26 protein-coding genes are annotated in these 22467 nt (G+C 65.9%); 17 read left to right on the top strand and 9 right to left on the bottom strand.

Translation table 11 applies throughout. The features are described from left to right. Positions 1–159: 159 nt before the first annotated feature. Positions 160–1113 carry a protein-methionine-sulfoxide reductase catalytic subunit MsrP gene (gene msrP, locus LQF09_RS06090; protein WP_002938877.1) on the top strand — a complete coding sequence of 318 codons (954 nt, stop codon included), beginning with the start codon at positions 160–162 and terminating at the stop codon, positions 1111–1113. Then, entirely contained in the window at positions 1113–1784 is a 672-nt protein-coding gene (locus LQF09_RS06085) for a sulfite oxidase heme-binding subunit YedZ (protein ID WP_002931712.1), read from the top strand. Before msrP ends, LQF09_RS06085 begins: the two co-directional genes overlap by 1 nt. Here LQF09_RS06085 and LQF09_RS06080 read toward each other — a convergent pair. Genes LQF09_RS06080 through yjgA form a run of 3 tightly spaced genes read right to left on the bottom strand, consistent with a single transcriptional unit; the run spans position 1771 to position 4208 of the window. Next, on the bottom strand, positions 1771–2988 hold the full coding sequence (locus LQF09_RS06080) for a class I SAM-dependent methyltransferase (RefSeq protein WP_270069447.1): 1218 nt from the start codon (positions 2986–2988) through the stop codon (positions 1771–1773). The genes LQF09_RS06085 and LQF09_RS06080 overlap by 14 nt on opposite strands. Then, positions 2963–3553, bottom strand: coding sequence for a molybdopterin adenylyltransferase (mog, locus tag LQF09_RS06075; protein ID WP_270069446.1), 591 nt, complete (start codon positions 3551–3553; stop codon positions 2963–2965). The genes LQF09_RS06080 and mog overlap by 26 nt, the downstream gene beginning before the upstream one ends. Positions 3554–3584: 31 nt before the next feature. After that, positions 3585–4208: a ribosome biogenesis factor YjgA gene (gene yjgA, locus LQF09_RS06070; RefSeq protein WP_002938881.1), complete on the bottom strand. Its 624-nt coding sequence runs from the start codon at positions 4206–4208 to the stop codon at positions 3585–3587. 56 nt (positions 4209–4264) lie between these two features. Between yjgA and pmbA the strand changes: the two genes are divergently transcribed. From pmbA to ribD, 8 genes are all read left to right on the top strand, one after another. After that, on the top strand, positions 4265–5611 hold the full coding sequence (pmbA, locus tag LQF09_RS06065; RefSeq protein ID WP_270069445.1) for a metalloprotease PmbA: 1347 nt from the start codon (positions 4265–4267) through the stop codon (positions 5609–5611). A 124-nt stretch (positions 5612–5735) separates the two neighbouring features. Further along, positions 5736–6818 carry a TRAP transporter substrate-binding protein gene (locus LQF09_RS06060; protein ID WP_002931697.1) on the top strand — a complete coding sequence of 361 codons (1083 nt, stop codon included), beginning with the start codon at positions 5736–5738 and terminating at the stop codon, positions 6816–6818. A gap of 131 nt (positions 6819–6949) precedes the next feature. Next, positions 6950–7537, top strand: coding sequence for a TRAP transporter small permease subunit (locus LQF09_RS06055; protein ID WP_270069444.1), 588 nt, complete (start codon positions 6950–6952; stop codon positions 7535–7537). Then, positions 7534–9207 carry a TRAP transporter large permease gene (locus tag LQF09_RS06050; RefSeq protein WP_270069443.1) on the top strand — a complete coding sequence of 558 codons (1674 nt, stop codon included), beginning with the start codon at positions 7534–7536 and terminating at the stop codon, positions 9205–9207. Before LQF09_RS06055 ends, LQF09_RS06050 begins: the two co-directional genes overlap by 4 nt. Before the next feature lie 4 nt (positions 9208–9211). Continuing rightward, positions 9212–9850 carry a histidine phosphatase family protein gene (locus tag LQF09_RS06045; protein ID WP_270069442.1) on the top strand — a complete coding sequence of 213 codons (639 nt, stop codon included), beginning with the start codon at positions 9212–9214 and terminating at the stop codon, positions 9848–9850. 104 nt (positions 9851–9954) lie between these two features. Continuing rightward, positions 9955–11205 carry a serine hydroxymethyltransferase gene (gene glyA / locus LQF09_RS06040; RefSeq protein ID WP_002931687.1) on the top strand — a complete coding sequence of 417 codons (1251 nt, stop codon included), beginning with the start codon at positions 9955–9957 and terminating at the stop codon, positions 11203–11205. 63 nt (positions 11206–11268) lie between these two features. Then, the gene (nrdR, locus tag LQF09_RS06035; protein ID WP_002931684.1) at positions 11269–11784 is read left to right on the top strand and encodes a transcriptional regulator NrdR; all 516 of its coding nucleotides are present in this window, start codon (positions 11269–11271) and stop codon (positions 11782–11784) included. Next, positions 11765–12856, top strand: a complete 1092-nt coding sequence (gene ribD, locus LQF09_RS06030; RefSeq protein WP_270069441.1) for a bifunctional diaminohydroxyphosphoribosylaminopyrimidine deaminase/5-amino-6-(5-phosphoribosylamino)uracil reductase RibD — start codon at positions 11765–11767, stop codon at positions 12854–12856. Before nrdR ends, ribD begins: the two co-directional genes overlap by 20 nt. Before the next feature lie 27 nt (positions 12857–12883). Here ribD and LQF09_RS06025 read toward each other — a convergent pair whose 3' ends face one another. The 4 genes from LQF09_RS06025 to LQF09_RS06010 are packed head-to-tail and all read right to left on the bottom strand — an operon-like array spanning position 12884 to position 16884. Further along, a complete protein-coding gene (locus LQF09_RS06025) occupies positions 12884–13639 on the bottom strand; it encodes a HesA/MoeB/ThiF family protein (RefSeq protein ID WP_002931680.1) in 756 nt (251 codons plus the stop codon). An 8-nt stretch (positions 13640–13647) separates the two neighbouring features. Continuing rightward, positions 13648–14097 carry a hypothetical protein gene (locus LQF09_RS06020; RefSeq protein ID WP_198291765.1) on the bottom strand — a complete coding sequence of 150 codons (450 nt, stop codon included), beginning with the start codon at positions 14095–14097 and terminating at the stop codon, positions 13648–13650. Positions 14098–14120: 23 nt separating this feature from the next. Continuing rightward, positions 14121–15494 (bottom strand): S41 family peptidase, encoded by a 1374-nt coding sequence (locus tag LQF09_RS06015; RefSeq protein ID WP_270069440.1) that lies wholly within the window; start codon positions 15492–15494, stop codon positions 14121–14123. A 49-nt stretch (positions 15495–15543) separates the two neighbouring features. Next, entirely contained in the window at positions 15544–16884 is a 1341-nt protein-coding gene (locus tag LQF09_RS06010; RefSeq protein WP_037982611.1) for a murein hydrolase activator EnvC family protein, read from the bottom strand. Positions 16885–17056: 172 nt separating this feature from the next. On the opposite strand from LQF09_RS06010, the gene LQF09_RS06005 reads away from it, so the two are divergent. The 6 genes from LQF09_RS06005 to LQF09_RS05980 are packed head-to-tail and all read left to right on the top strand — an operon-like array spanning position 17057 to position 20111. Continuing rightward, complete coding sequence (locus tag LQF09_RS06005; RefSeq protein WP_002929327.1) at positions 17057–17386, top strand: ArsR/SmtB family transcription factor; 330 nt, start codon at positions 17057–17059, stop codon at positions 17384–17386. 36 nt (positions 17387–17422) lie between these two features. After that, positions 17423–17839, top strand: a complete 417-nt coding sequence (locus tag LQF09_RS06000) for a rhodanese-like domain-containing protein (RefSeq protein ID WP_270069439.1) — start codon at positions 17423–17425, stop codon at positions 17837–17839. Further along, positions 17836–18111, top strand: coding sequence for a glutaredoxin 3 (grxC, locus tag LQF09_RS05995; RefSeq protein ID WP_232431598.1), 276 nt, complete (start codon positions 17836–17838; stop codon positions 18109–18111). Before LQF09_RS06000 ends, grxC begins: the two co-directional genes overlap by 4 nt. 56 nt (positions 18112–18167) lie before the next feature. Then, positions 18168–18632, top strand: a complete 465-nt coding sequence (gene secB / locus LQF09_RS05990; RefSeq protein WP_002929331.1) for a protein-export chaperone SecB — start codon at positions 18168–18170, stop codon at positions 18630–18632. A 10-nt stretch (positions 18633–18642) separates the two neighbouring features. Further along, positions 18643–19122 carry an SH3 domain-containing protein gene (locus LQF09_RS05985; protein ID WP_270069438.1) on the top strand — a complete coding sequence of 160 codons (480 nt, stop codon included), beginning with the start codon at positions 18643–18645 and terminating at the stop codon, positions 19120–19122. Continuing rightward, complete coding sequence (locus tag LQF09_RS05980) at positions 19119–20111, top strand: NAD(P)H-dependent glycerol-3-phosphate dehydrogenase (protein ID WP_270069437.1); 993 nt, start codon at positions 19119–19121, stop codon at positions 20109–20111. The genes LQF09_RS05985 and LQF09_RS05980 overlap by 4 nt, the downstream gene beginning before the upstream one ends. A 79-nt stretch (positions 20112–20190) precedes the next feature. On the opposite strand, the gene LQF09_RS05975 is transcribed toward LQF09_RS05980, so the two are convergent. After that, positions 20191–20661, bottom strand: coding sequence for a tRNA (cytidine(34)-2'-O)-methyltransferase (locus tag LQF09_RS05975; protein ID WP_270069436.1), 471 nt, complete (start codon positions 20659–20661; stop codon positions 20191–20193). 60 nt (positions 20662–20721) lie between these two features. Further along, a complete protein-coding gene (locus LQF09_RS05970) occupies positions 20722–21441 on the bottom strand; it encodes a ComF family protein (RefSeq protein WP_002929340.1) in 720 nt (239 codons plus the stop codon). Between the two features lie 98 nt (positions 21442–21539). On the opposite strand from LQF09_RS05970, the gene LQF09_RS05965 reads away from it, so the two are divergent. Continuing rightward, on the top strand, positions 21540–22460 hold the full coding sequence (locus LQF09_RS05965) for a methyltransferase domain-containing protein (RefSeq protein ID WP_270069435.1): 921 nt from the start codon (positions 21540–21542) through the stop codon (positions 22458–22460). The last annotated feature ends 7 nt before the right edge of the window (positions 22461–22467 follow it).

Here is a 22467-nt window from a genome sequence, read left to right as displayed (position 1 = left end):
CTACTCGGCGTCTTGACTGAAGGAAGCGCCCGATTCTAGCCGAAACCACCCCGAGCCGACATGCGGCCACCGCTATGCCAACGATGCACTGAACCGATCGTCGTTCAGCGCGTCTGTTCGTACACTTCACAAACGTTTTTTCGTGCAGCCTCCACGCTCATGCTCATCAAGCGCCCCTCAGACATTCTCAATTCCGAAATCACCGACCGTCGGCTGTTCGAAAACCGGCGCGCCTTCATCACCCGCTCGGGTGTCGGCCTTGCCGCCGGCGCCGCGCTCTGGCACGGACTGACATCCCCGGCACGGGCCGCGCGAAGCAGTACCAATACGGCCCTCGCCGGCCTACCGTCGGCACTCAGCACCGACGAGGCGAAGACTGATTACCAGTCGGTCACGACCTACAACAACTTCTACGAATTCGGCACCGGCAAGGACGACCCGGCGCGTAACGCGGGTCGCATGGCTGTGCGTCCATGGACGGTGAGCGTCGAAGGCCTGGCTGGCAAACCGCGCACCTTCGACATCGACGACCTGATCAAGCTCGCGCCGCTCGAGGAGCGCATCTACCGCATGCGCTGCGTCGAAGGCTGGTCGATGGTGATCCCCTGGGTGGGCTTCCCGCTCGCAGCCCTGCTCAAGGAGGTCGATCCTCTCGGCAGCGCCAAGTACGTCGAGTTCCTGACCCATTACGACCGCGAAATCATGACCCGCCGCCCGGTGCTCGACTGGCCCTATGGCGAGGGCCTGCGCATGGATGAGGCACTGCATCCGCTCACCCTGCTCGCGGTCGGCCTGTATGGCGAGACCCTGCCCAACCAGAACGGAGCCCCGGTACGCCTGGTGGTGCCCTGGAAGTACGGCTTCAAGAGCGCAAAGTCCATTGTCACCATCCGCCTCACGGAGAAGCAACCGCCCACCGCCTGGAACCGCGCCGCACCGCAGGAGTACGGCTTCTACTCGAACGTCAACCCGGAGGTCTCGCATCCGCGCTGGAGCCAGGCTACCGAGCGCCGTATCGGCGAACTGCGCCGACGGCCGACCCTGATGTTCAACGGCTACGGCGAACAGGTCGCCAGCCTCTACCAGGGCATGGACCTGAGGAAGCACTACTGATGCTGCGCACCCCCTCGCCGCTCGCGCTGAACGCGATCAAGGCGCTCGTCTTCGTGCTCTGCCTGATCCCCGCAGGGCAGCTCGCCCTCGGCTGGCAGGCCGACACCCTCGGCGCCAACCCGATCGAAACCCTCACCCACGCAACCGGCGACTGGGCGCTGCGGCTGCTGCTGCTCACGCTCGCGGTCACGCCCCTGCGCCGCCTCAGCGGCCTGCACTGGCTGCTGCGCCTGCGCCGCATGCTGGGCTTGTTCGCCTTCGCTTATGCGCTCGGCCATTTTGCAATCTGGATCTGGCTCGACCTGTATCTCGACTGGCCCGCGATCGCACGCGACATCCTCGAGCGCCCCTTCGTCACCGTGGGCTTCGCGGCCCTGGTGCTGATGATTCCGCTCGCGGCGACCTCCAACACCTTCGCCATCCGCCGCATGGGCGGGCGCAGGTGGCAGGCCCTGCACCGCGCCACCTACGGCATCGCCATCCTCGGCGTACTGCACTTCTGGTGGCTGGTGAAGGCCGACGTGCTCGAACCGCTCGTGTATGCACTGGTGCTCGCCGTGCTGCTCGGCCTGCGCGCCTGGTGGCGCGAGCAGGAACGCCAGCGTCAGCTGTCGGTGCCACCACCGGCCAAGCACCTGCAGCGGCCGGTGATCCGGATCATGCCGAAATAGCCAGCCGCCACAGCGAGGTGATCTCCGCTGCACGCGCCGCGTGCAGCGCATCGCCACTGTCAGCCGCCTTGGCGTGGCGCGGGCGGATGTCCTCTCGACCGAGCACACGCAGGCCTGCGCCCTCGATCCAGCCCAGCAGCTGCGCGCGCGTGCGCAGGCCGAGGTGCTCGGCGAGGTCGGACAGGATCAGCCAGCCCTCACCGTCCGCCGTCAGGTGCTCGGCGAGGCCCTCGAGGAAGCCGCGCAGCATGCGGCTGTCGGGGTCGTAGACCGCGCGCTCGATTGCTGCCGTCGGCTTGGCCGGCACCCAGGGCGGATTGCACACCACCAGCGGCGCACGACCGGGCGGGAACAGATCGGCCTCGACCACCTCGACCCGCTCGCCGACGCCGAGCCGGGCAAGGTTGTCGCGGGCGCAGCCGAGCGCGCGCGGATCCTGGTCGGTCGCCACCACGCGCGCCACCCCGCGGCGGGCGAGTACAGCCGCGATCACGCCTGTGCCGGTGCCGATATCGAAGGCGAGCGTGCTCGCCGGCAAGGGCGCGCGCGCGACGAGGTCGAGATATTCACCGCGGATCGGCGAGAACACGCCATACCATGGGTGGATGAGCGCGCCGAGCGCCGCCACCGTCACGCCCTTGCTGCGCCATTCGTGCGCGCCAACAAGGCCGAGCAACTCGCGCAGCGAGATCACGAAGGGCGCATCGAGCAGATCGGCATCGCGCGTGCCCACGACCGCCTCGGCCAGCACCTGAGCGACGTCGGGCGCGCGCCGCAGCGGGATGCGCCCGCCCGCCTCGACCGGAATCAGCAGCATGCCGAGCGTACGCGCGCGCTGCGCCTGGGCCATGCGGTGGAGATGAAAGACCTCCGCCGTCGTAGCCGGCGCCTGCGTGCGCTTGCGCGGACGCGAATCGGCGCGGCGCCCCATGGCCTGCAACAACTGGCGGGCGTTGTGGTAATCGCCGCGCCAGAGCACTGCCGTACCCTCGCAGGCCAGACGCCAGGCGGTGTCCGCTTTCATCGTGTCGTCGGCGACGACCACCCGGCGCGGCGGCGGCAGTCCATTCTCCGAGCGCCAGCGTGCGCGGCGAGCGATCGGCGTGCAGCCCGCCGACGCCCCGGGCGCGACGGCGGGCTCCTCCCAGCACAGCTCGGCCACCGTCTCCACGTCGGCCTCAGGCCTGCCGGGGACGGATCGCATGCTTGGGCCGGAAGGCCTTGACCACGGCTTCGTCGGTCTCGATGTAGGGCCCACCGATGAGATCGATGCAGTACGGAACCGCGGCGAAGATGCCGACATGGCGCACCGCGCCTTCCGCGTCGCGCACCCCCTCGAGCGTCTCGCGGATCGACTTGGGCTGGCCGGGCAGGTTGATGATGAGGCTCTTGCCGCGGATCACCGCGACCTGACGCGACAGGATCGCGGTGGGCACGAAGTTGAGGCTGATGCGGCGCATCTCCTCGCCGAAGCCCGGCATCTCCTTGTCGCCGATGGCCAGCGTGGCCTCCGGTGTGACGTCGCGCGGCGCCGGACCGGTACCCCCGGTGGTGAGGATCAGGTTGCAGCCGGCCACATCGGCCAAGTCGACGAGGGTACGTTCGATGGTGGCACGATCATCCGGAATCAGGCGAGCCTCGGCGGTCCATGGCGAACTCAGCGCCTTGCCCAGCCAATCCTTCAGGGCCGGAATACCCTGGTCCTCATAGGTGCCTTCGGAGGCGCGGTCGCTGATCGACACCAGGCCGATACGGATGTGTTCGCTCATGCAGGAGTTCTCGGTATGGGTTTATGTGGGGTCAGGATTGAGCGTGACTACCGCTCTCGGCACCGTCGTCCGCGTCGGCATCATCCTGTCCGGCACCCTCTGCTTCAGTTTCAGCCTCGGCCTGGAGCTGCAACTGGCGCAGCACCTGGAAAATCTCGCGGAAGGCCTTGGGCGGCTTGCCGGCCTCGCGCTCCTTGAGCGCGTTGCGGCGCAGGGTGCGCAGGTATTGAAGATCGGCGCCCGGCCAGGTCTCGGCGATGACGCCGATCACTTTGTCGTCCTCGAGCAGGTCTGCACGCAGGCGTTCGAGGCGGTGCATCTTCGCCACCTCGGCAGCGGAATTGCCGGCGAAGACTTCGAGCTGGGCCTGGATGGGCTCGGGGTCGATCTTGCGCATCAGCTTGCCGATGTACTGCAGCTGGCGACGGCGCGCTTCCATCTTGAAGCCCTGGGCGGCGCGGATGGCGTCGAACAGCGATTCGGGCAGGGGCACCTTCTTCAACTGGTCTACCGACAGCGCGACGAGCTGCTCGCCGAGATCCTGCAAGGCCAGCATTTCGCGCTTGCGGCTACTCTTGCTCGGCGGTTCGGCATAGGCCTCGTCGTCGGACTCGGGATGGGGGGACTGGCGCGAATCTGGACGCATTGCGGACATGGGGGCTGGCTTGATCGGGTTAAGATTATAGCCTTTGCACGCACCCGGCCCGCTCCATGTCCGCTCAAGGCTTCTCCTTCTCCCAGGCGCACCTCGCCGATATCGCCACCGACATTCTCAAGTACGCCCGAAAGCGCGGCGCCTCGGCGTGCGAAACCGACGTCTCGGAAGGCTTCGGCCAGTCGATCGCAGTACGCAAGAGCGAAGTCGACACCGTCGAATACAACCGCGACAAGGGCGTCGGCGTCACGGTGTACGTCGGCCAGCAGCGCGGTTACGCCAGCACCTCGGACTTCTCCAGGAAGGCGCTCAAGGCCACCGTCGACGCGGCGCTGTCGATCGCGCGCTTCACCGCGCCCGACCCTTGCGCAGGCCTGGCCGATGCGGCACTGATGGCGCGCGCCAAGGACATGCCCGAGCTTGACCTGTTCCACCCCTGGGCGATCGACGTCAATGAGGCGATCGTGCTTGCTCGACGCTGCGAGGACGCAGCATTCGCGGTAAGCCCGCAGATCAGCAACTCTGAGGGGGCGAACACCTCGATCCAGCAGTCGCACTTCGTATCGGCCAACAGCCACGGCTTCATCGGCGGCTATGCCACCACCCGCCACGGCCTGTCGTGCTCGGTGATCGCCGGCGAGGGCGACGCGATGCAGCGCGAGTACTGGTACGACTCGCGCCGCGACCCGGCCGAGCTGATGTCGCCGGAGGAGATCGGCCGCCGCGCCGGCGAACGCGCCATTGCTCGCCTGGGGGCGCGGAAGATCCGCACCTGCGAGGTGCCGGTGCTGTTCGAGGCCCCGCTGGCGGTGGCGCTGATCGGCAACTTCGTGCAGGCGGTGAGCGGCGGTTCGCTGTACCGCAAGTCGAGCTTCCTGCTCGACAGCCTTGGCCAGCAGGTCTTCTCGCCGCTGGTCAGCATCTCCGAGCGCCCCCACCTCAAACGCGCCTTCGGCTCCAGCCCCTTCGACAGCGATGGCGTCGCCACCCGCGACCGCGAAGTCGTCACCGATGGCGTACTCAACGGCTACTTCCTTTCCGCCTACTCGGCACGCAAGCTCGGCATGCAGACGACCGCCAACGCCGGCGGCTCGCACAACCTGATCGTCAAGGCCGGCGACAAGGACCTCGCAGGCCTGATCAAGCACATGGACAAGGGCCTGCTGGTCACCGAGCTGCTCGGCCACGGCGTCAACTATGTGACCGGAGACTACTCGCGCGGCGCGGCGGGCTTCTGGGTGGAAAAGGGCCGGATCAAGCACGCGGTGGAGGAAGTCACCATCGCCGGCAACCTGCGCGACATGTTCCGCAACATCGTCGCCATCGGTAACGATGCACTGCCGCGCGGCGCCAAACTGTGCGGCTCGGTACTGATCGAGCACATGAAGGTTGCAGGCCGCTGAAGGCGACGCCCTGCCCGGCCGCAGGGGCGATTAGGGTTTTCCGTGCTTTCGACGCCCGAGGCGCTACATATAATCGTCGTCAGCCGAGAACCATCAGAACACAGGCTTTTCCACAGGAGGAACCATGGAGCGTCGCAAATTCATCAAGAGCGCCGGCATTGCCGGCATCCTCGCCTCGGGCACCGCACCGGCCATCGTCAACGCACAGGAACAAGTCCGCTGGCGTCTGACCTCGAGCTTCCCCAAGGCACTCGACACCATCCACGGCGCGGCCGACGTGTTCGCCAAGCTGGTATCGGACGCCTCCGGCGGCAAGTTCCAGGTCTCGGTTCATGCACCGGGCGAACTGGTGCCGGCCTTCGGCGTCGTCGATGCCGTACAGCAGGGCACGGTCGAGTGCGGCCATACCTGCGGCTACTACTTCTTTGGCAAGGACGAGACCTTTGCCATCGACACCGCCATCCCCTTCGGCATGAACTCGCGCTCGCTCACGGCGTGGTTCTACGACGGCAACGGCCTCAAGCTCATGCGTGAGTTCTTCGCCGGCTACAACATCGTGAACTTCCCGATGGGCAACAGCGGCGCGCAGATGGGTGGCTGGTACCGCAAGGAAATCAAGACGCCGGCCGACCTCAACGGCCTCAAGATGCGCATCGGCGGCTTCGCCGGCCGCGTCGTCAGCAAGCTCGGCGGCGTACCGCAGAACATTCCTGGCGGCGAGATCTATCAGGCGCTCGAGCGCGGCACCATCGACGCCACCGAGTGGGTCGGCCCCTACGATGATCTCAAGCTCGGCTTCCACAAGGTCGCTCCGTTCTACTACTACCCCGGCTGGTGGGAAGGCGGTGCGCAGATCTCGCTGTACGTCAATGACAAGGCCTACAACGCCCTGTCGCCCGAGTACAAGACGATCGTGCAGATTGCGGCATCGCACGCCCACGTCAACATGCAGGCCATGTACGACGCGCGCAACCCGACCGCGCTCAAGCAACTCATCGCCGAAGGCGCCAAGCTGCAGCGCTTCCCGCGCGAAGTCATGGACGCCGCGCTCAAGGCACGCAACGAGGTCTACAAGGAACTGAACGACACCAACGCCAACTGGCGCAAGGTGTTCGCTGACTACGAGCGCTTCATGCGCGACCAGTATCAGTGGATTCCGCTGGCGGATGGCAGCTACGACCAGTACATGGCGGCACAGAAGCTCTGATCGACACCTGAGGCAATGACCCGCTCCGGCAGGGCGTTGCCTGATGATCACCGCCCTCGTGCGCCGCGTGGACACGAGGGCGGAATCGTGTCCGCGCGGCACGCATTCACCTTAGGAAAGCCTGCCCTGCCATGGGACCGCTACTCAAGATATCCAGACTGATCGATGCGATCAGCAACCTCGTCGGCCGCACACTGATCTGGCTCGTGCTTGCAGCCACCCTCATCAGCGCAGGCAATGCCATCGTACGTAAGACGCTCAACATTGGCTCGAACGCAATGCTCGAGATCCAGTGGTACCTCTATGCGGCGGTCTTCATGCTGGGCGGCGGCTACGCCCTGCTCAAGAACACGCATGTCCGCATCGACGTGCTGTCGAACAAGTTTTCAGCGCGTACACGCGCCTGGGTTGATATCGGCGGAATCGTCATCTTCCTGCTGCCGATGTGCTACCTGCTGTCTGTCTTTGCCTGGCCGATCGTGATGTCCGCAATCAAGACCGGCGAGGTATCGTCGAACGCTGGCGGCCTCATCCGCTGGCCCCTGTACGCCCTCGTTCCCGCCGGTTTCGGCCTGCTCGCCCTGCAAGGGCTGTCGGAGCTGATCAAGCGCATCGCCTTCCTGCGCGGCGCCGGCACCGACCCGATGGCTTTGCCCCATGACCCGCACGCCGACTCCGGCGCTGCACCCGACGCACCTGCAGCCAAGGCCGGACAATGATCGAGTTCATTTCTGCCAACCTCGCGCCGATCATGTTCGGCGCCGTCGTGTTCTTCCTGATTTCGGGCTTTCCGGTCGCGTTCGCGCTGGCGGCTTGCGGCTTGCTGTTCGGCTTCATCGGCATGGAGCTTGGCCTGCTGCCAGGCACCTTGTTCCAGGCCCTGCCGCTGCGGGTGTTCGGCATCATGCAGAACGACATCCTGCTCGCCATCCCCTTTTTCACCCTGATGGGGCTCGTGCTCGAACGTAGCGGCATGGCCGAGGACCTCCTCGACACCGCCGGTCAGGTCTTCGGCCCAGTGCGCGGCGGCCTCGCGCTGGCGGTGATCTTCGTCGGCGCACTGCTCGCCGCCACCACTGGCGTCGTCTCGGCCTCGGTCATCTCGATGGGCCTGATTTCGCTGCCGATCATGCTGCGCTACGGCTACAGCCGGCCGATCGCATGCGGCGCGATCACGGCCTCCGGCACGTTGGCACAAGCGATTCCACCCTCGCTGGTGTTGATCGTGATGGCAGACCAACTCGGTCGCAGCGTCGGAGACCTGTACAAGGGCGCCTTCCTGCCCGCCTTCATCCTGGTGTCGATGTACGCCCTGTTCATCATCGGCGTGGCAATCTTCCGGCCCAAGCTGGTGCCTGCCCTGCCGCCCGAGGCGCTCAAGTTCCGCCAACCCGATGGCAGTTCGGGCCTTCGCTCACTGGTTGTGTTCGGCGTCCTGATCGCGCTGGCCACCATCGGCTTCGCCGGGATCTACCCGCAACTCAGCGGCAGCGCGGTTCCACCGGGGCGCGAGGAGGTTGCGGTGGTGGCGCTCACCTTCGGCACCGCGCTGGCACTCGTTCTGGCCGGCATCAACAAGCTGCTCGGCCTTGGCCTGCTGTCACGCATCAGCGAACGCGTCACCTTCGTGCTCGTGCCCCCGCTGGCGCTGATCTTCCTGGTACTCGGCACGATCTTCCTCGGCATCGCGACGCCGACCGAAGGTGGTGCGATGGGCGCACTCGGCGCATTGCTGATGGCTTTCGCCCGTCGCCGTCTGAGCTTCGGCAAGCTGGTAGAGGCGCTCGAAGCTACGACAAAGCTGTCGGTGTTCGTGATGTTCATCCTCATCGGCGCCACGGTGTTCAGCTTCACGTTCACTGCAGTCGATGGCAAGCAGTGGGTCGAGCATCTGTTCGACCAGCTTCCGGGCGGACAGATCGGCTTTCTGCTGTTCGTGAATGCGATGATCTTCTTCCTCGGCTTCTTCCTCGACTTCTTCGAGATCGCCTTCATCCTGATCCCGCTGCTCGCGCCGGTCGCCGACAAGCTTGGCATCGATCTGATCTGGTTCGGGGTCCTGATCGCGATGAACCTGCAGACCTCCTTCCTCACGCCGCCCTTCGGCTTCGCGCTCTTCTACCTGCGCAGCGTGGCCCCCGTATCCTCCTTCATCGACCGCGTCACGGGGCAGCGCGTGCCGGGCGTGCGCACCCAGGAGATCTATGCGGGCTCGGTCGCATTCGTGATCATCCAGATCATCATGATCGCCCTGCTGATTGCGTTCCCGCAGTTGGTCACGGGCAATCTCGATGCCAAGGTGGAGGTCGACCTCGACACCATCCGCATCGAGGCCCCGGGCGGCGGCGGAGGCTGGGGCGAGGAAGGCGGCGAGAAGGACGGTTGGTAAGAACGTGCTGACCCGCTTCTGTCTCGTACGCCATGGCGAAACCCCCTGGAACGCAGAACTGCGCCTCCAGGGGCATATCGACGTGCCGCTCAATGACACCGGTCGCCGCCAGGCGGCCGCCACGGCCCGCGTATTGTCCGCGCACCGCTTCGACGCGCTGTACAGCAGCGACCTCGCCCGCGCACTGCAGACAGCAGCCGCAGCCGCCAGCGCCTGCGGGCTGCAGCCGCTACCTCACAGCGGGCTGCGCGAGCGCCACTACGGAGTGCTCCAGGGGCGGACCTATGATGAGGCCGAGGCCCAGCACCCTGAAGTCTGGCGGCACTTCAAAGGACGCAACCCGGCCTACTCATTCCCCGGCGGCGGCGAGAGCCTGGCCGAGTTCGATGCCCGCGTGCGTCAAGCAATGGACGCGATCCTGCGCGCCCACACAGGGCAGACAGTGCTGGTCGTCACCCATGGCGGCGTGCTCGACATCATCCACCGGCTGGCGTCCGGAAAGCCGCTCGAGGCCGCACGCGACTTCGCGATTCCGAACGCGGCGCTCAACTGGATCGCGCACGACACGCAGGGGTGGCGGCTGGAGTGCTGGGCAGACCAGACCCATCTTGGCAGCAGCATGGACGAACTGCCTCACCCCTGAGGCGGACGCACCGGGGCACACCAGCGAACACCGGGCCCACTCGCTTGCGGCGGCGCACCACATGGTAGAATTCCTTTTTAATCAACCGCTGAAGACTTCGCCCCATGTTCTCCGCGCAAGACACCCTCGCCAAGGTCGACCCTGAACTCTGGGCTGCCGTGCAGGCAGAAAACCGCCGTCAGGAAGATCACATCGAGCTGATCGCCTCCGAAAACTACGTCTCCACCGCGGTCATGGAGGCTCAAGGCTCCCAGCTCACCAACAAGTACGCCGAGGGTTACCCCGGCAAGCGTTACTACGGCGGCTGCGAGCATGTCGATGTGGCCGAGCAGCTCGCCATCGACCGCCTCAAGGCACTGTTCGGCGCCGAGGCCGCGAACGTGCAGCCGAACTCCGGCTCCCAGGCCAACCAGGCCGTGCTGATGGCCTTCGCCAAGCCGGGCGACACCATCATGGGCATGAGCCTGGCCGAAGGCGGCCACCTCACCCACGGCATGCCGCTGAACATGTCCGGCAAGTGGTTCAACGTTGTCGCCTACGGTCTCAACGACAAGGAAGAGATCGACTACGACAAGATGGAAGCACTCGCGCGCGAACACAAGCCGCGCATCATCATCGCAGGCGCCTCCGCCTATTCGTTGCGCATCGACTTCGAGCGCTTTGCGAAGATCGCCAAGGAGATCGGCGCCATTTTCTGGGTCGACATGGCACACTATGCCGGCCTCATCGCTGCGGGCTTCTACCCCAACCCGGTGCCGCACGCCGACGTCGTCACTTCGACCACCCACAAGACGCTGCGCGGCCCGCGCGGCGGCATCATCCTGATGAAGGCCGAGCACGAGAAGGCGATCAACTCTGCGATCTTCCCCGGCCTGCAGGGTGGCCCGCTGATGCACGTGATCGCGGCCAAGGCGGTAGCCTTCAAGGAAGCGGCGACACCCGAGTTCCGCAACTACCAGGAACAGGTCATCGCCAACGCGCGCGTGATGGCGCGCGTACTGGGAGAGGAGCGCGGCCTGCGCATCATCTCCGGTCGCACCGAATCGCACGTCTTCCTGGTTGATCTGCGCAACAAGAAGATCACCGGCAAGGCTGCCGAAGCCGTGCTGGGTAGCGCCCATATCACGGTCAACAAGAACTCGATTCCCAACGACCCGGAGAAACCGTTCACCACCTCGGGCATCCGTATCGGCTCGCCGGCGATGACCACGCGCGGCTTTACCGAGATCGAGTCCGAGCGTATTGCACACCTCATCGCCGACGTGCTCGACGCCCCGGAAGACCAGGCAGTCATCGAGCGCGTGCGCGGCCAGGTGGCCGAGCTGTGCGCCAGGTTCCCGGTCTACGGCAAGTAAGCTGCGGGGCGGGGCGCGTGCCGACTTGAGGCCCGCTCCGCCCACGAGCCCCCCCCCCCGGCCATGAAATGCCCCTTCTGCGGCGACCCCAACACCCAGGTCACCGACACCCGCGAGAATGAGGACGGTGACGTCGTCCGCCGCCGCCGCCGCTGCGTGAGCTGTGACAAGCGCTTCACCACCTACGAGCGCATCGACCTGAAGATGCCGCATATCGTCAAGCGCAACGGCAACCGCAGCGAGTTCGACCACGCCAAGCTCGCCGGCAGCATGAAGCTGGCGCTGCGCAAGCGACCTGTCACCATCGAGGCCATTGATGCTGCGGTCGACCGCATCGAAGCGCGCCTGCTCTCCATGGGCGAACCGGAAGTCCCGAGCGAGAAGATTGGCGAACTGGTCATGAAGGAGCTGAAGAAGCTCGACAAGGTGGCATACATCCGATTTGCATCTGTGTATCGCAACTTCGCCGATGTCGACGAGTTCTCGGAAGTGATCCGTGAGGTACAGAGTCGCCCCAAGCGGGGACGCGGTGCAGCAAACCCGCCTGCCACATCCGAAGATGACCTTTTCGGCAACTGACCATGCCGCGATGGCGCGCGCGCTCACGCTCGCCCGGCGCGGACTGGAAAGCACTTCTCCCAACCCTCGCGTCGGCTGCGTGCTGCTGCGCGACGGCAGGACGGTGGGCGAAGGCTGGCATCAACGTGCGGGCGAACCGCACGCCGAGATCCACGCCTTGCAGCAGGCTGGCGCCGACGCACGCGGAGCCACCGCCTATGTCACGCTCGAGCCATGCTCGCACTTCGGTCGCACGCCGCCATGTGCCGACGCCCTCATCGAGGCAGGCGTCAGCCGCGTCGTCGCGGCAATGGAAGACCCCAACCCGCTGGTGGCCGGCCGCGGCATGGCACGCCTGCGCGCGGCAGGAATCGTCACCGAACACGGCCTGCTCGACACCGAAGCACGCGAACTCAACATCGGCTTCGTGTCGCGCATGACCCGCGGCCGGCCCTGGCTGCGCCTCAAGGCCGCTGCCACCCTCGACGGCAAGACTGCGCTTAACAACGGCGTCAGCCAGTGGATCACGGGCGCGGAGGCGCGACGGGACGGTCACCGCTGGCGCGCACGTGCCTGCGCCATCCTCACCGGGATTGGCACCGTACGCGAAGACGATCCACAGCTGACCGTACGCGACATAGTCTGTGAACGTCAGCCGCAGCGCATCCTCATCGATGCGCGACTGGAGGTTCCCGCAGCGGCTCGTATTCTGCAGGGTGCTCCGATCCTGATCGCCACCGCGTGCGAGGAGCACGCGCGCATGGCGCCGTTGCTCGAGAGCGGACACCAGATCATCGTGCTGCCAGACACAAACGGGAAAGTAGCCCTGCCTGCGCTGATGCGAGAGCTCGGCCGCCTCGGTTTCAACGAGGTACACGCCGAAGCGGGACTGAAGCTCAACGGCTCCTTGCTGCGCGAGGGCTGCGTCGATGAATTGCTGCTCTACTTCGCACCCATGCTGGCCGGCGACACCGCCCAGGGGCTGTTCAACCTGCCCGCCCTGACCCGGCTGGACGACGCGACCCAACTCGATGTGACCGACATGCGCACGATCGGTCGTGACCTGCGCGTCATCGCACGTCCCAGACGCTGAACGCACGCTGCGTAACCAGCCCCGCAGTCAGGCGGCCGCACGCGCGCACACTGCACAGCCTGGATCCTTGCCGAGGCTGATGCTGCGCCACTCCATGCCCAGGCCGTCAAGCAGCAGCAAGCGGCCGTCCAGCGAGGTACCGCAGCCAATCACGAGCTTGAGCGCCTCGGCCGCCTGCGTGGTGCCAACAATGCCGACAATCGGAGCGAACACGCCCATGACGGCACAGCGGACCTCTTCAAGATCCTCGCCCTCCGGAAACAGGCAGTGGTAACAGGCGCTGTCGGCTCGGCGCAGATCGAACACCGACACCTGCCCATCAAAGCGAATCGCCGCACCCGAGACCAGCGGCTTGCGGTGCTGCAGACAGGCGCGGTTGATGGCATGCCGGGTGGCGAAATTGTCGGAACAGTCGAGCACCACGTCCGCACGCGCGACTTCGGCAGCAAGGGACTCGCCCTCCAGCCGCAACTTGAGCGGCTCGACGCGCGTGAGCGGATTGAGCCGGTTCAGTGTCAGGCGCGCTGATTCGACCTTGGGCGCCCCCACCATGTCGGCCGTATGCAGGATCTGTCGCTGCAGATTGGTGAGATCGACCTCATCATCGTCGGCGATCGCAATGGTACCGACGCCGGCGGCTGCAAGATACATGGCAGCAGGCGACCCCAGCCCCCCGGCGCCGATGATGAGCATGCGCGCGTCCAGCAAAGCCTGCTGACCCTCGACGCCGATCTCGGGCAGGAGAATGTGCCGACTGTAACGCAGCAGTTGCTCGTCATCCATTGCAGAACTCACTTGTACTCGCGCAACTCCGGCGGAGTGTCATCGTGGTCACCATGGGCATGGTGGTTCCATGCCTGGATATAGACCTCGTTCGACTGTTTGATCAGGCGCTCGGGCGAGAGCAGGTTGTGACGCTGGGTCTCCTCGCTGAAATACACGATTGCCCGCACCAGCCTCACATAAAGCGAGTTCTCGAGTGCAAAGCCGGCCTCGCGCAGCGCGTCCTCGAGCGTCTCGAGCGAATAGTCGAGCACCGAGTAGCGCACCACGACACACAGCGGGTCGGCCGTGCGCTCGATGTGAAGATCCTTGAGCAGGCGCAGCGCCCGCCAAGCCTTCTCCATCTGCCCCGGCGGCAAAGGCTTGAAGCGGATCTCACGCTGCTTGTGGATGTCCGCGCCCGGCACGGGACGATCATGATGCCTGCCTGCAAGCTTATAGGCGGTCTCCCTGCGCATCATGCCCCTCCCTTTATCATGGATTATTCCTGATTCTGGACGATCTGCTCACCCTTGAGAAGGCGGATAGCCTGCTGGAGCTGATGATCGTTCTCGCCGGCGAGCTCGAATCGGACCGGCTCGGCCTCCTCGGCACCGGCATCGGCGCCACGACCAGCCTCCGGTTTCGCGGCCTCACCCTCGCCGCCCTTGCCGTTGCCAAGGTGGCCGACGAGGTCGGCCTCCCGCACACGGCGGCTCGACCCATTGGCGCTTTCCTCGACGACGACATCGGGCTCGATCCCCTTGGCCTGGATGGAGCGCCCACTGGGCGTGTAGTAAAGCGCCGTCGTCAACTTGATGGCGGTGTTGTTGTTCAGCGGCAGGATGGTCTGCACCGAGCCCTTGCCGAAGGTCTGCGTCCCCATGACGGTGGCGCGCTTGTGGTCCTGCAGCGCACCGGCGACGATCTCTGACGCGGATGCGGAGCCGGCGTTGACCAGCACCACCATCGGCACGTCCTTCGCTGCGGGCGGCAACCGGCGCAGGAAGTCGTCCCGCGTGCCGCGCAGGTAGTCCGCAGGGGTGGCGCGGTATTCGCGCCGGGCATCATCGGTACGCCCATCGGTGGACACGACCAGCGTGTTGGCAGGCAGGAACGCCGCCGAAACGCCCACCGCGCCATGCAACAGACCACCCGGATCGTTGCGCAGGTCCAGCACCAGTCCCTTCAGCGGAGCGTCCGCAGCGAGCTTGTTGAAATGCTCGACCACCGAGGCCGCGGTGTTCTCCTGGAACTGCGCAATGCGCAGGTAGCCGAAGCCAGGCTCGATCACCTTGGAACGCACGCTCTGCACCTTGATGACCTCACGCGTGAGGGTGAGCACGATCGGACGCGACTCGCCCTTGCGCATGATGGTGAGCGTGATGTCGGTACGCGGCTTGCCGCGCATGCGCTTGACCGCGTCGTTCAGGCTCATGCCCTTGACCGGCGTTTCGTCGAGCTTGACGATCAGGTCGCCGGCTTGCACACCCGCCCGGAACGCAGGCGTATCCTCGATCGGCGAAATCACCTTGACGAAGCCGTCCTCCATGCCAACCTCGATACCCAGGCCGCCGAACTCGCCCTGGGTGCCGACCTGAAGGTCCTTGAAGGCCTCGGCATCGAGATAGGCCGAATGCGGGTCGAGACCCGACAGCATGCCGCTGATCGAGTCGGTGATGAGCTTCTTGTCCTCGACCGGCTCGACATAGCCCTGCTTGATCGCATTGAATACGTCGGCGTAGGCACGCAACTCATCGACCGGCAGCGGCATCGGCGCGCTACGGTCGGCGTTTGCGGAAAAATTTAGGCTGATCATCACGCCGGCGACCACGCCGGTCATCACCAGACCGAACTGCTTCAGCTTGCTGCCCATGAAAACTCCGTTGTTTCGCCCACCCGGGCGCGCGTCCCGTGGCCGTAAGCTAGTTGAGCCGCACCCATTGCATCGGGTCCAGCGGCTGTCCTTGGTGGCGGATCTCGAAGTATAAACCCGAATCCTCGCCCCCCCCGCTGCTGCCCACGCTGGCAACCGTATCGCCACCGGCCACGCGATCTCCGACCTCTTTCAGCAAGGCATCATTGTTGCCGTAGATCGAGAGATAGTCGCCACCATGATCGATGATGAGGAGGTTGCCGTAACCCCGCAGCCAGTCGGAGAACACCACCTCCCCGCCAGCAACGGCCTTCACTTCGGCACCCGCGCCTGTACGGATGAATACACCCTTCCAGGTTGTGCCGCTACCGGCTCTTTGAGCACCAAAACGGCCAACGAGTTCGCCCCGCACCGGGAAGCGCAACTGTCCGCGCAGTTGTGCGAAACGCACGCCGGTCGGCGTCGGCGTCGGCGTCGCACGCACCTCGCCAACCGCAGGCTCGGCACGGCGCGTGGGCCGCGATGCGGCACCCTCTGCAGGCTGGCGCTGCGCCTGTGCAGCCAGAGCGGCCTGCGCAGCGCGACGCTCGGCTTCGCGCTGCTCGGCGAGCCGACGCGCAGCCTCGCGCGCTGCGGCCTCGCGCGCCCTGCGCACCAGGGTATCGATGACCTTGGCCAGGCGCTGCTCGTCCTGCTGCAGCGTGCTGACCTGCTTCTTCTGGTCCTGCAACTGGCGCGAAACCTCCGCCAGCGCCTGTTTGCGCCGCGCCTGCACGGCTTCGAGCTCGGCCTGCCGACTGCGCTGCGTAGCCTCGAGCGCCACCAGGCCGTCACGGCGCGACTGGATCTCGGCGGCACGCGCCGCCGTCTCGCGCAAGTCTGTGCGCAGGCCATCGATCAGCCCCAGGCGCGCGCGCCCCAGGTGTTCGAGATAGTGCGCGTCACGCGCAAGCTGGTTCGGATCCCGCGCGGACAGCAGCGGCGCCACGCCATCGGCACCGCCATGCACGTAGTGACGCCTCAACCACTCCGCGAGTTCGCCACGCCGAGCCTCGATACGCTGCTCCGTGGCACGCTGTTCCGCCTCGAGCAGGCGGAGCATCTTCTCCACCTCACGGCGCTCGCCCTCGATGCGGGCAAGCTCCCGGCGGACGCGCGACACGCCGCGTTCGGCCTCGACCACCGCCTCGGCAGCGCCGGAGCGCACCTGCTCGGTACGGGCGATGTCCTGCTGAAGATCCTGGATACGCTTCTTGAGGTCTTCGAGATCGGAGCGGCGCTCCACGATCTCGCCCCCCGACTGAGCCTGTGCTGCCGCGGGCGACGAGAGCACGGCGCCGATACAGGCCAGCGCCAGTCCCGCCAGCATTGCCCTGGAGCGATCACGCATGTTCGCTTCGACGCCCGGCACGAGAGTTCGGTTTCCCCGGATACGGGAAGCAATGCACGTACATCAGAATGCGCCTTCGTCCACCTGCAATAATCGTCGCCAACAGCGGCCACCCCTGCATCAGGGCAACACGTTATTTTATACTAGCGCTTTCCAATGAGCCGACTTCATCGTGAACAATGACGACATATTCGCCCTCATCGACAAGCACGAGCACATCGAAACCGCTGCTCGCGCCCTGAAGGCGATCGCCCATCCGCTGCGCCTCAAGATCCTGTGCGTACTCGGCGAAGGCGAGGAGTGCGTCCAGGACATCGTCGATGCGGTCGGCACCTCGCAGAGCAACATCTCCCAGCATCTTGCCATCCTCCGCGACAAGGGCGTGCTGCAGACGCGCAAGGACGCCAACCGGGTCTACTACCGGGTAGGCGACCAACGCACCCTGCAGCTGATCGTCCTGATGCGCGAGGTCTTCTGCGGCGTAGAACCCGGCAAGAGCTGACCCCAACCGAACCCAACAGACGGAGCACCCCCTTTCGTGGATTTTCTGCAGCAGAACTGGTACTGGACCGCCCTCGCAGCCCTCTCGGGCACCTGGCTCATGGTCGACATGATCCGCAACCGCGGCGACAAGAGCCAACTCTCGCCGATCGAGGCGACGCTCCTTGTGAACCGTGAAGACGCGGTGATCATCGATGTGCGCGAACAAGGCGAATATGCCCAGGGCCATATTCCCAACGCGCGCCACATCCCGCTCGGCGAGCTCGAGCGCCGCAGCAAAGAGATGGACAAGTACAAGAGCCATCCTGTGATCCTGTGCTGCGCCACCGGCAACCGCTCCAGCACAGCGATCAAGCAACTCCGCCAGGCGGGCTTCGAAAAGCTCTACAACCTGCGCGGCGGCATGATGGAATGGCAGAAGGCCGGCCAGCCGGTCAGCAAGAAGCGCAAATGAGCACTCAGCCCCGCGTCCGCATGTATGCGACCGCCACCTGCCCCTACTGCATCCGGGCAGAGCAGCTTCTTCTGCACAAGGGCGTCGGCGAGTTCGACAAGATCCGCGTGGACCTCGACCCTGCACGCCGCGAAGAAATGATGAAGGCAAGCGGGCGGCGAACGGTTCCACAGATCTTCATTGGCGACTACCATGTCGGTGGCTGCGACGACCTCCACGCACTCGACCGCGCAGGCAAGCTCGATGCATTGCTGCGTGGCGAGCCTGCCTGAAGCACGGACCAGCGCAACCGCCCTTTACTGAACGAACCCTGAACGGACTCTCATCCATGTCGGAAAATACCCAACCCGTCTTCTCCATCGAAAAGCTGTACGTAAAGGACCTCTCGCTCGAGGTTCCCGGCGCACCGCAGATCTTCCTCGAACGCGAGAGCCCGCAGATCAACGTTCAGCTGCGCACTTCCGGGCAGGCGGTCGACGAGGGCGTCTATGAGGTTGCGCTGACCGTCACCGTAAGCGCGAAGATCGGCGAGGACCGCACCCTGTTCCTCGTCGAAGTAGCCCAGTGCGGCATCTTCCAGATCCGCAATCTGCCCGAAGCCGATCTCGAGCCGGTGATGATGATCGGCTGCCCGAACATTCTCTTCCCGTATGCCCGCGAAGCGGTTTCCGACGCCGTCACCCGCGCCGGCTTCCAGCCCGTGCTGCTGTCGCCGGTCAACTTCGAGGCGCTCTACCAGGCGCAGCGCCAGCAGGCCAGCCAGGGCGCGCCTGCCGAAGTCCCCATTCAGTGAGACCACGCTCATGAACGCCGGGCATCGCAGGACCGCACACTGGCAGACCGGGCTACGGTTCCTGTCAGTGCTTGTCGCGAGCGCGGCCCCGGCCATGGCGAGCGCCCAGGCGATCGAGTTCCGCTCGCTCGGCGAGGAGGCAGTCGTCCGCGACGCACCCTCGCCGCAAGGGCGACAGCTGTTCGTGCTGCGTGCAGGCACACCGCTCGAGATCATCGTCACTCAGGACGGCTGGGTACGGGTGCGCGACCCTGAAGGCAGCCTGAGCTGGATTGAAGGCCATGTGCTCGTGCCGCGACGCACCGTGATGGTGTCCGTCGAACGCGCAAGCATCCGCCGGGAAGCTCGCGAGGATGCAGCCGTGAGCTTCGAAGCCACGCGAAACGTCGTGCTCGATCTCGTCGAACCGGCAGCGGTGGGCTGGGCGCGCGTGCGCCATCGCGACGGCGTCGAGGGCTACGTGCGCGTGAGAGAGGTGTGGGGCCTGTGAAGCGCTGCCGCATTACCGTTTTCGGCGCGGGCGCCTGGGGCACCGCGCTCGCCCAGGCTTTCAGCGCCAGCCACGACGTCTGCCTGTGGGGCCGCGACCGCGTACATCTCGGCGAGATGGCGGATCGCCGCGAAAACCTGCGATACCTGGCGGGCGTTCGGCTACACGACGCCTTGGCCATCGAACCCGATTTTGAAACGGCGGCACACCGCGCCGACCTTCATCTCGTCGTGACCCCGCTGTCCGGGCTGCGTGACACCGCACGCCAGCTCCACCGCCTGCAGCCGGCGACCCCGCTGATATGGGCCTGCAAAGGCTTCGAGGCGGGTACCGGCCTGCTCCCGCACGAGATCGTGGCCGAAGAGCTCGGTACGGATGCGCCGTGCGGGGTTCTGACTGGCCCGAGCTTCGCCGCAGAGGTCGCACGCGGACTGCCTGCCGCCATCACCCTGGCTGCCCACGACCCCGCCTTTGCCCGCCACTGGATCGGAGCGCTGCATCAACCGCGCCTGCGCCTGTACGCCAACACCGACCTCGTCGGCTGCGAAATCGGCGGCGCGGTCAAGAATGTGATGGCAATTGCTGCGGGGGTCTCCGACGGCATGGGCTTCGGCCTCAATGCCCGTGCCGCGCTCATTACGCGCGGACTGGCCGAAATCGCCCGCCTCGCCCAGGCGCTGGGCGGTCGCGCGGAAACGCTGATGGGCCTTGCCGGCATGGGCGACCTGATCCTGACCTGCACCGGCGACCTTTCACGCAACCGGCGTGTCGGCCTCGCCCTGGCTGCCGGAAAGACGCTGGACGACATCCTGCGCGAACTTGGTCATGTTGCCGAAGGGGTATCGACGGCGCGCGAAGTGGTGGGGCTCGCCCATCGCCACGCCATCGAGATGCCGATCTGCGAGGCGATCGACGCCCTGCTCCACCACGGCCTCAATGCTCGCAAGGCGGTTGAGCTGCTGCTCGCCCGCGACCCCCGCGACGAGTAACCCGCATGGACCGCGCAGTGCTACGGGCCGCATCGGCTCGGCGCCGTAGCATGCGACGTCGATCCGCAGCCTTTGGGCGCTAAACCGCAAGCGCCCCGGCAAAATCGTGCTGGCGCCAGGCCTCATAGGTCACGATCGCGACCGAGTTCGAAAGATTCACGCTGCGATTGGTCGGGCGCATCGGGATGCGAATGCGCTGCTCCGGCGCGAACGTATCCAGAACGGCGTCGGGCAAGCCCCTGCTTTCGGGACCGAAGACGAGAACATCGCCGGGCAGCCAAGCCACCTTGTCATGACGTAGCGTTCCGCGCGTAGTAAGGGCGAACATCCGGCGACCAGCAAGCGCCTCCAGGCAATGCGCCCAATCGTGGTGTACGCTCACGCAGGTGAGGTCGTGGTAGTCGAGCCCGGCCCGGACCAACTGCTTGTCCGTAAGGTCGAAACCAAGCGGTTCGACCAGATGCAGGCGGCAGCCGCTGTTGGCCGCGAGGCGGATCACATTGCCGGTATTGGGCGGAATCTCGGGCTGGTAGAGGACGATCTCGAACATCGGGGCGAACGCGAAAACGGAGAGGATATCGGGCGCGCACTGTACCGCAGCACGGCCTGTTCAGTAAGGGGCGGGGGTACGCGCGACCACCAGGTTGCCGACCCAGGCAGCACCGCACAACTTGAGACAGCGTGCAAGTTCGTCGAGGGTAGCGCCCGTAGTCATCACGTCATCCACCACGATGACCCGCTTGCCATTGAGTGCGGTGTCGCAGCCGAAAGCGCCGCGCGGATTGCGCAAGCGTGCCGCGCGGTCCAGGCCGGCCTGCGGCTCGGCGTTGCGCACCTTGGCGACAAGGGCGAGCGCGAGCGGCAAGCCCCTTGCTCTCGCATAGGGGCGTGCGATCTCGACTGCCTGGTTGAACCCACGCTCGGCCAGGCGCAGCGGATGCAATGGCATCGGCAATACCAGGTCCGCATCGCCGCCGAAATCGCGCGCAAGCGCGATGAGCGCATCGGCAAAGAACGATGCCAGCGCGAGTTGATGCCGATACTTGAGCGCATGCACCATCGCATCGACAGGGAATGCGAAATCGTACAGGGCCCGTGTCGCATCGAACGCGGGAGGCGTACGCTGACAGGCTGCGCACTCGGCACCCGCCAGGCCCGGCAAGGCGCAACGCGGACACGCCGTTGCCGGACGCCGCGGCAACTCTGCAACGCAGTGCTCGCACACCGCCTGGCCACCCGCATTCGCTCCACAGACGAAGCAATCCTGCGGCGCAAGGACGTCGGCGACGCGTTGCCACAGGGCGAGCAGATCAAGCGCGGAGTTTGACAAGTTTTCTTCCGATGAAAGAACATGCGCACCTCGCAATTACAGCCCGGAATGCCGCTCATGACAACGGTGTCGAAGCCGCCAGACCGCAACCCGCAGCGATGAGCACCGATACCGCCCCGGTGTTCGCGCTCGACCGCGCACTACTGCGCCGCCGCTGCGAGCGTGCAGCGGGCACGGTCGACGGCGCCGACGTCCTTGCCCGCGAAGTCTCACGGCGAATGGACGAGCGTCTCGACTACATACGCATCGCGCCGCGGCGCATCCTCGACCTCGGCTGCGGCACCGGCGCAGACCTCGCCCGCCTCAGCGCACGCTTCCCCGAGGCAAGTGTACTGGCCGCCGACTTTTCCCCCGCCATGCTGGCCCGGGCCAGCGCGCGCGCGCGCGCGAACACGGGTGGTCGCGGCCTGCTCGACCGCCTCTTCGGCAGGCATCCCGCAACCCCACTGCCGCACCTGGTGGCCGACGCTGCAGCGCTGCCGCTGGCGCGAGCGAGCCTGGGCCTGATCTGGTCCAACCTCATGCTGCCGGCGCTGATCGACCCTTTGCCGGTATTCAAGGAGGCTCACCGCAGCCTCGAGGTGGGCGGACTGCTGATGTTCTCCACCCTCGGCCCCGACACGCTGCGCGAACTGCGTGCGACCCTGCCGACCACCCACGGCGAACGCGTGCACCGCTTCATCGACATGCACGACCTCGGCGACGCCCTTGTGCAAGCCGGTTTCTCCGACCCGGTGATGGACATGGAAGTGCTGACCCTCACCTACACCGATCTCGACACCCTGTTCGCCGACCTGCGTGCCTGCGGCGCACGCAACGCGGCGACGAACCGCCCGCGCGGCCTGTCCGGGCGCAGCGGCTGGCAAGCCGCGCGCGCCGCATACGAGCGCCTGCGCAAGGACGGCCGACTGCCCGCAACCTTCGAGATCATCCAGGGCCATGCCTGGAAAACGGCAGCGAAGACCACCGACGATGGCCGCAGCATCGTGCGGTTCCAGCCTCGCCACGGCGGACGCTGACCCCGAC

The organism is Thauera sp. WB-2, from assembly GCF_027594845.1.
Taxonomy (GTDB): domain Bacteria; phylum Pseudomonadota; class Gammaproteobacteria; order Burkholderiales; family Rhodocyclaceae; genus Thauera; species Thauera mechernichensis.
The sequence above is the reverse complement of the archived record's forward strand: the minus strand, read 5'-3'. Positions and strand labels throughout refer to the sequence as shown.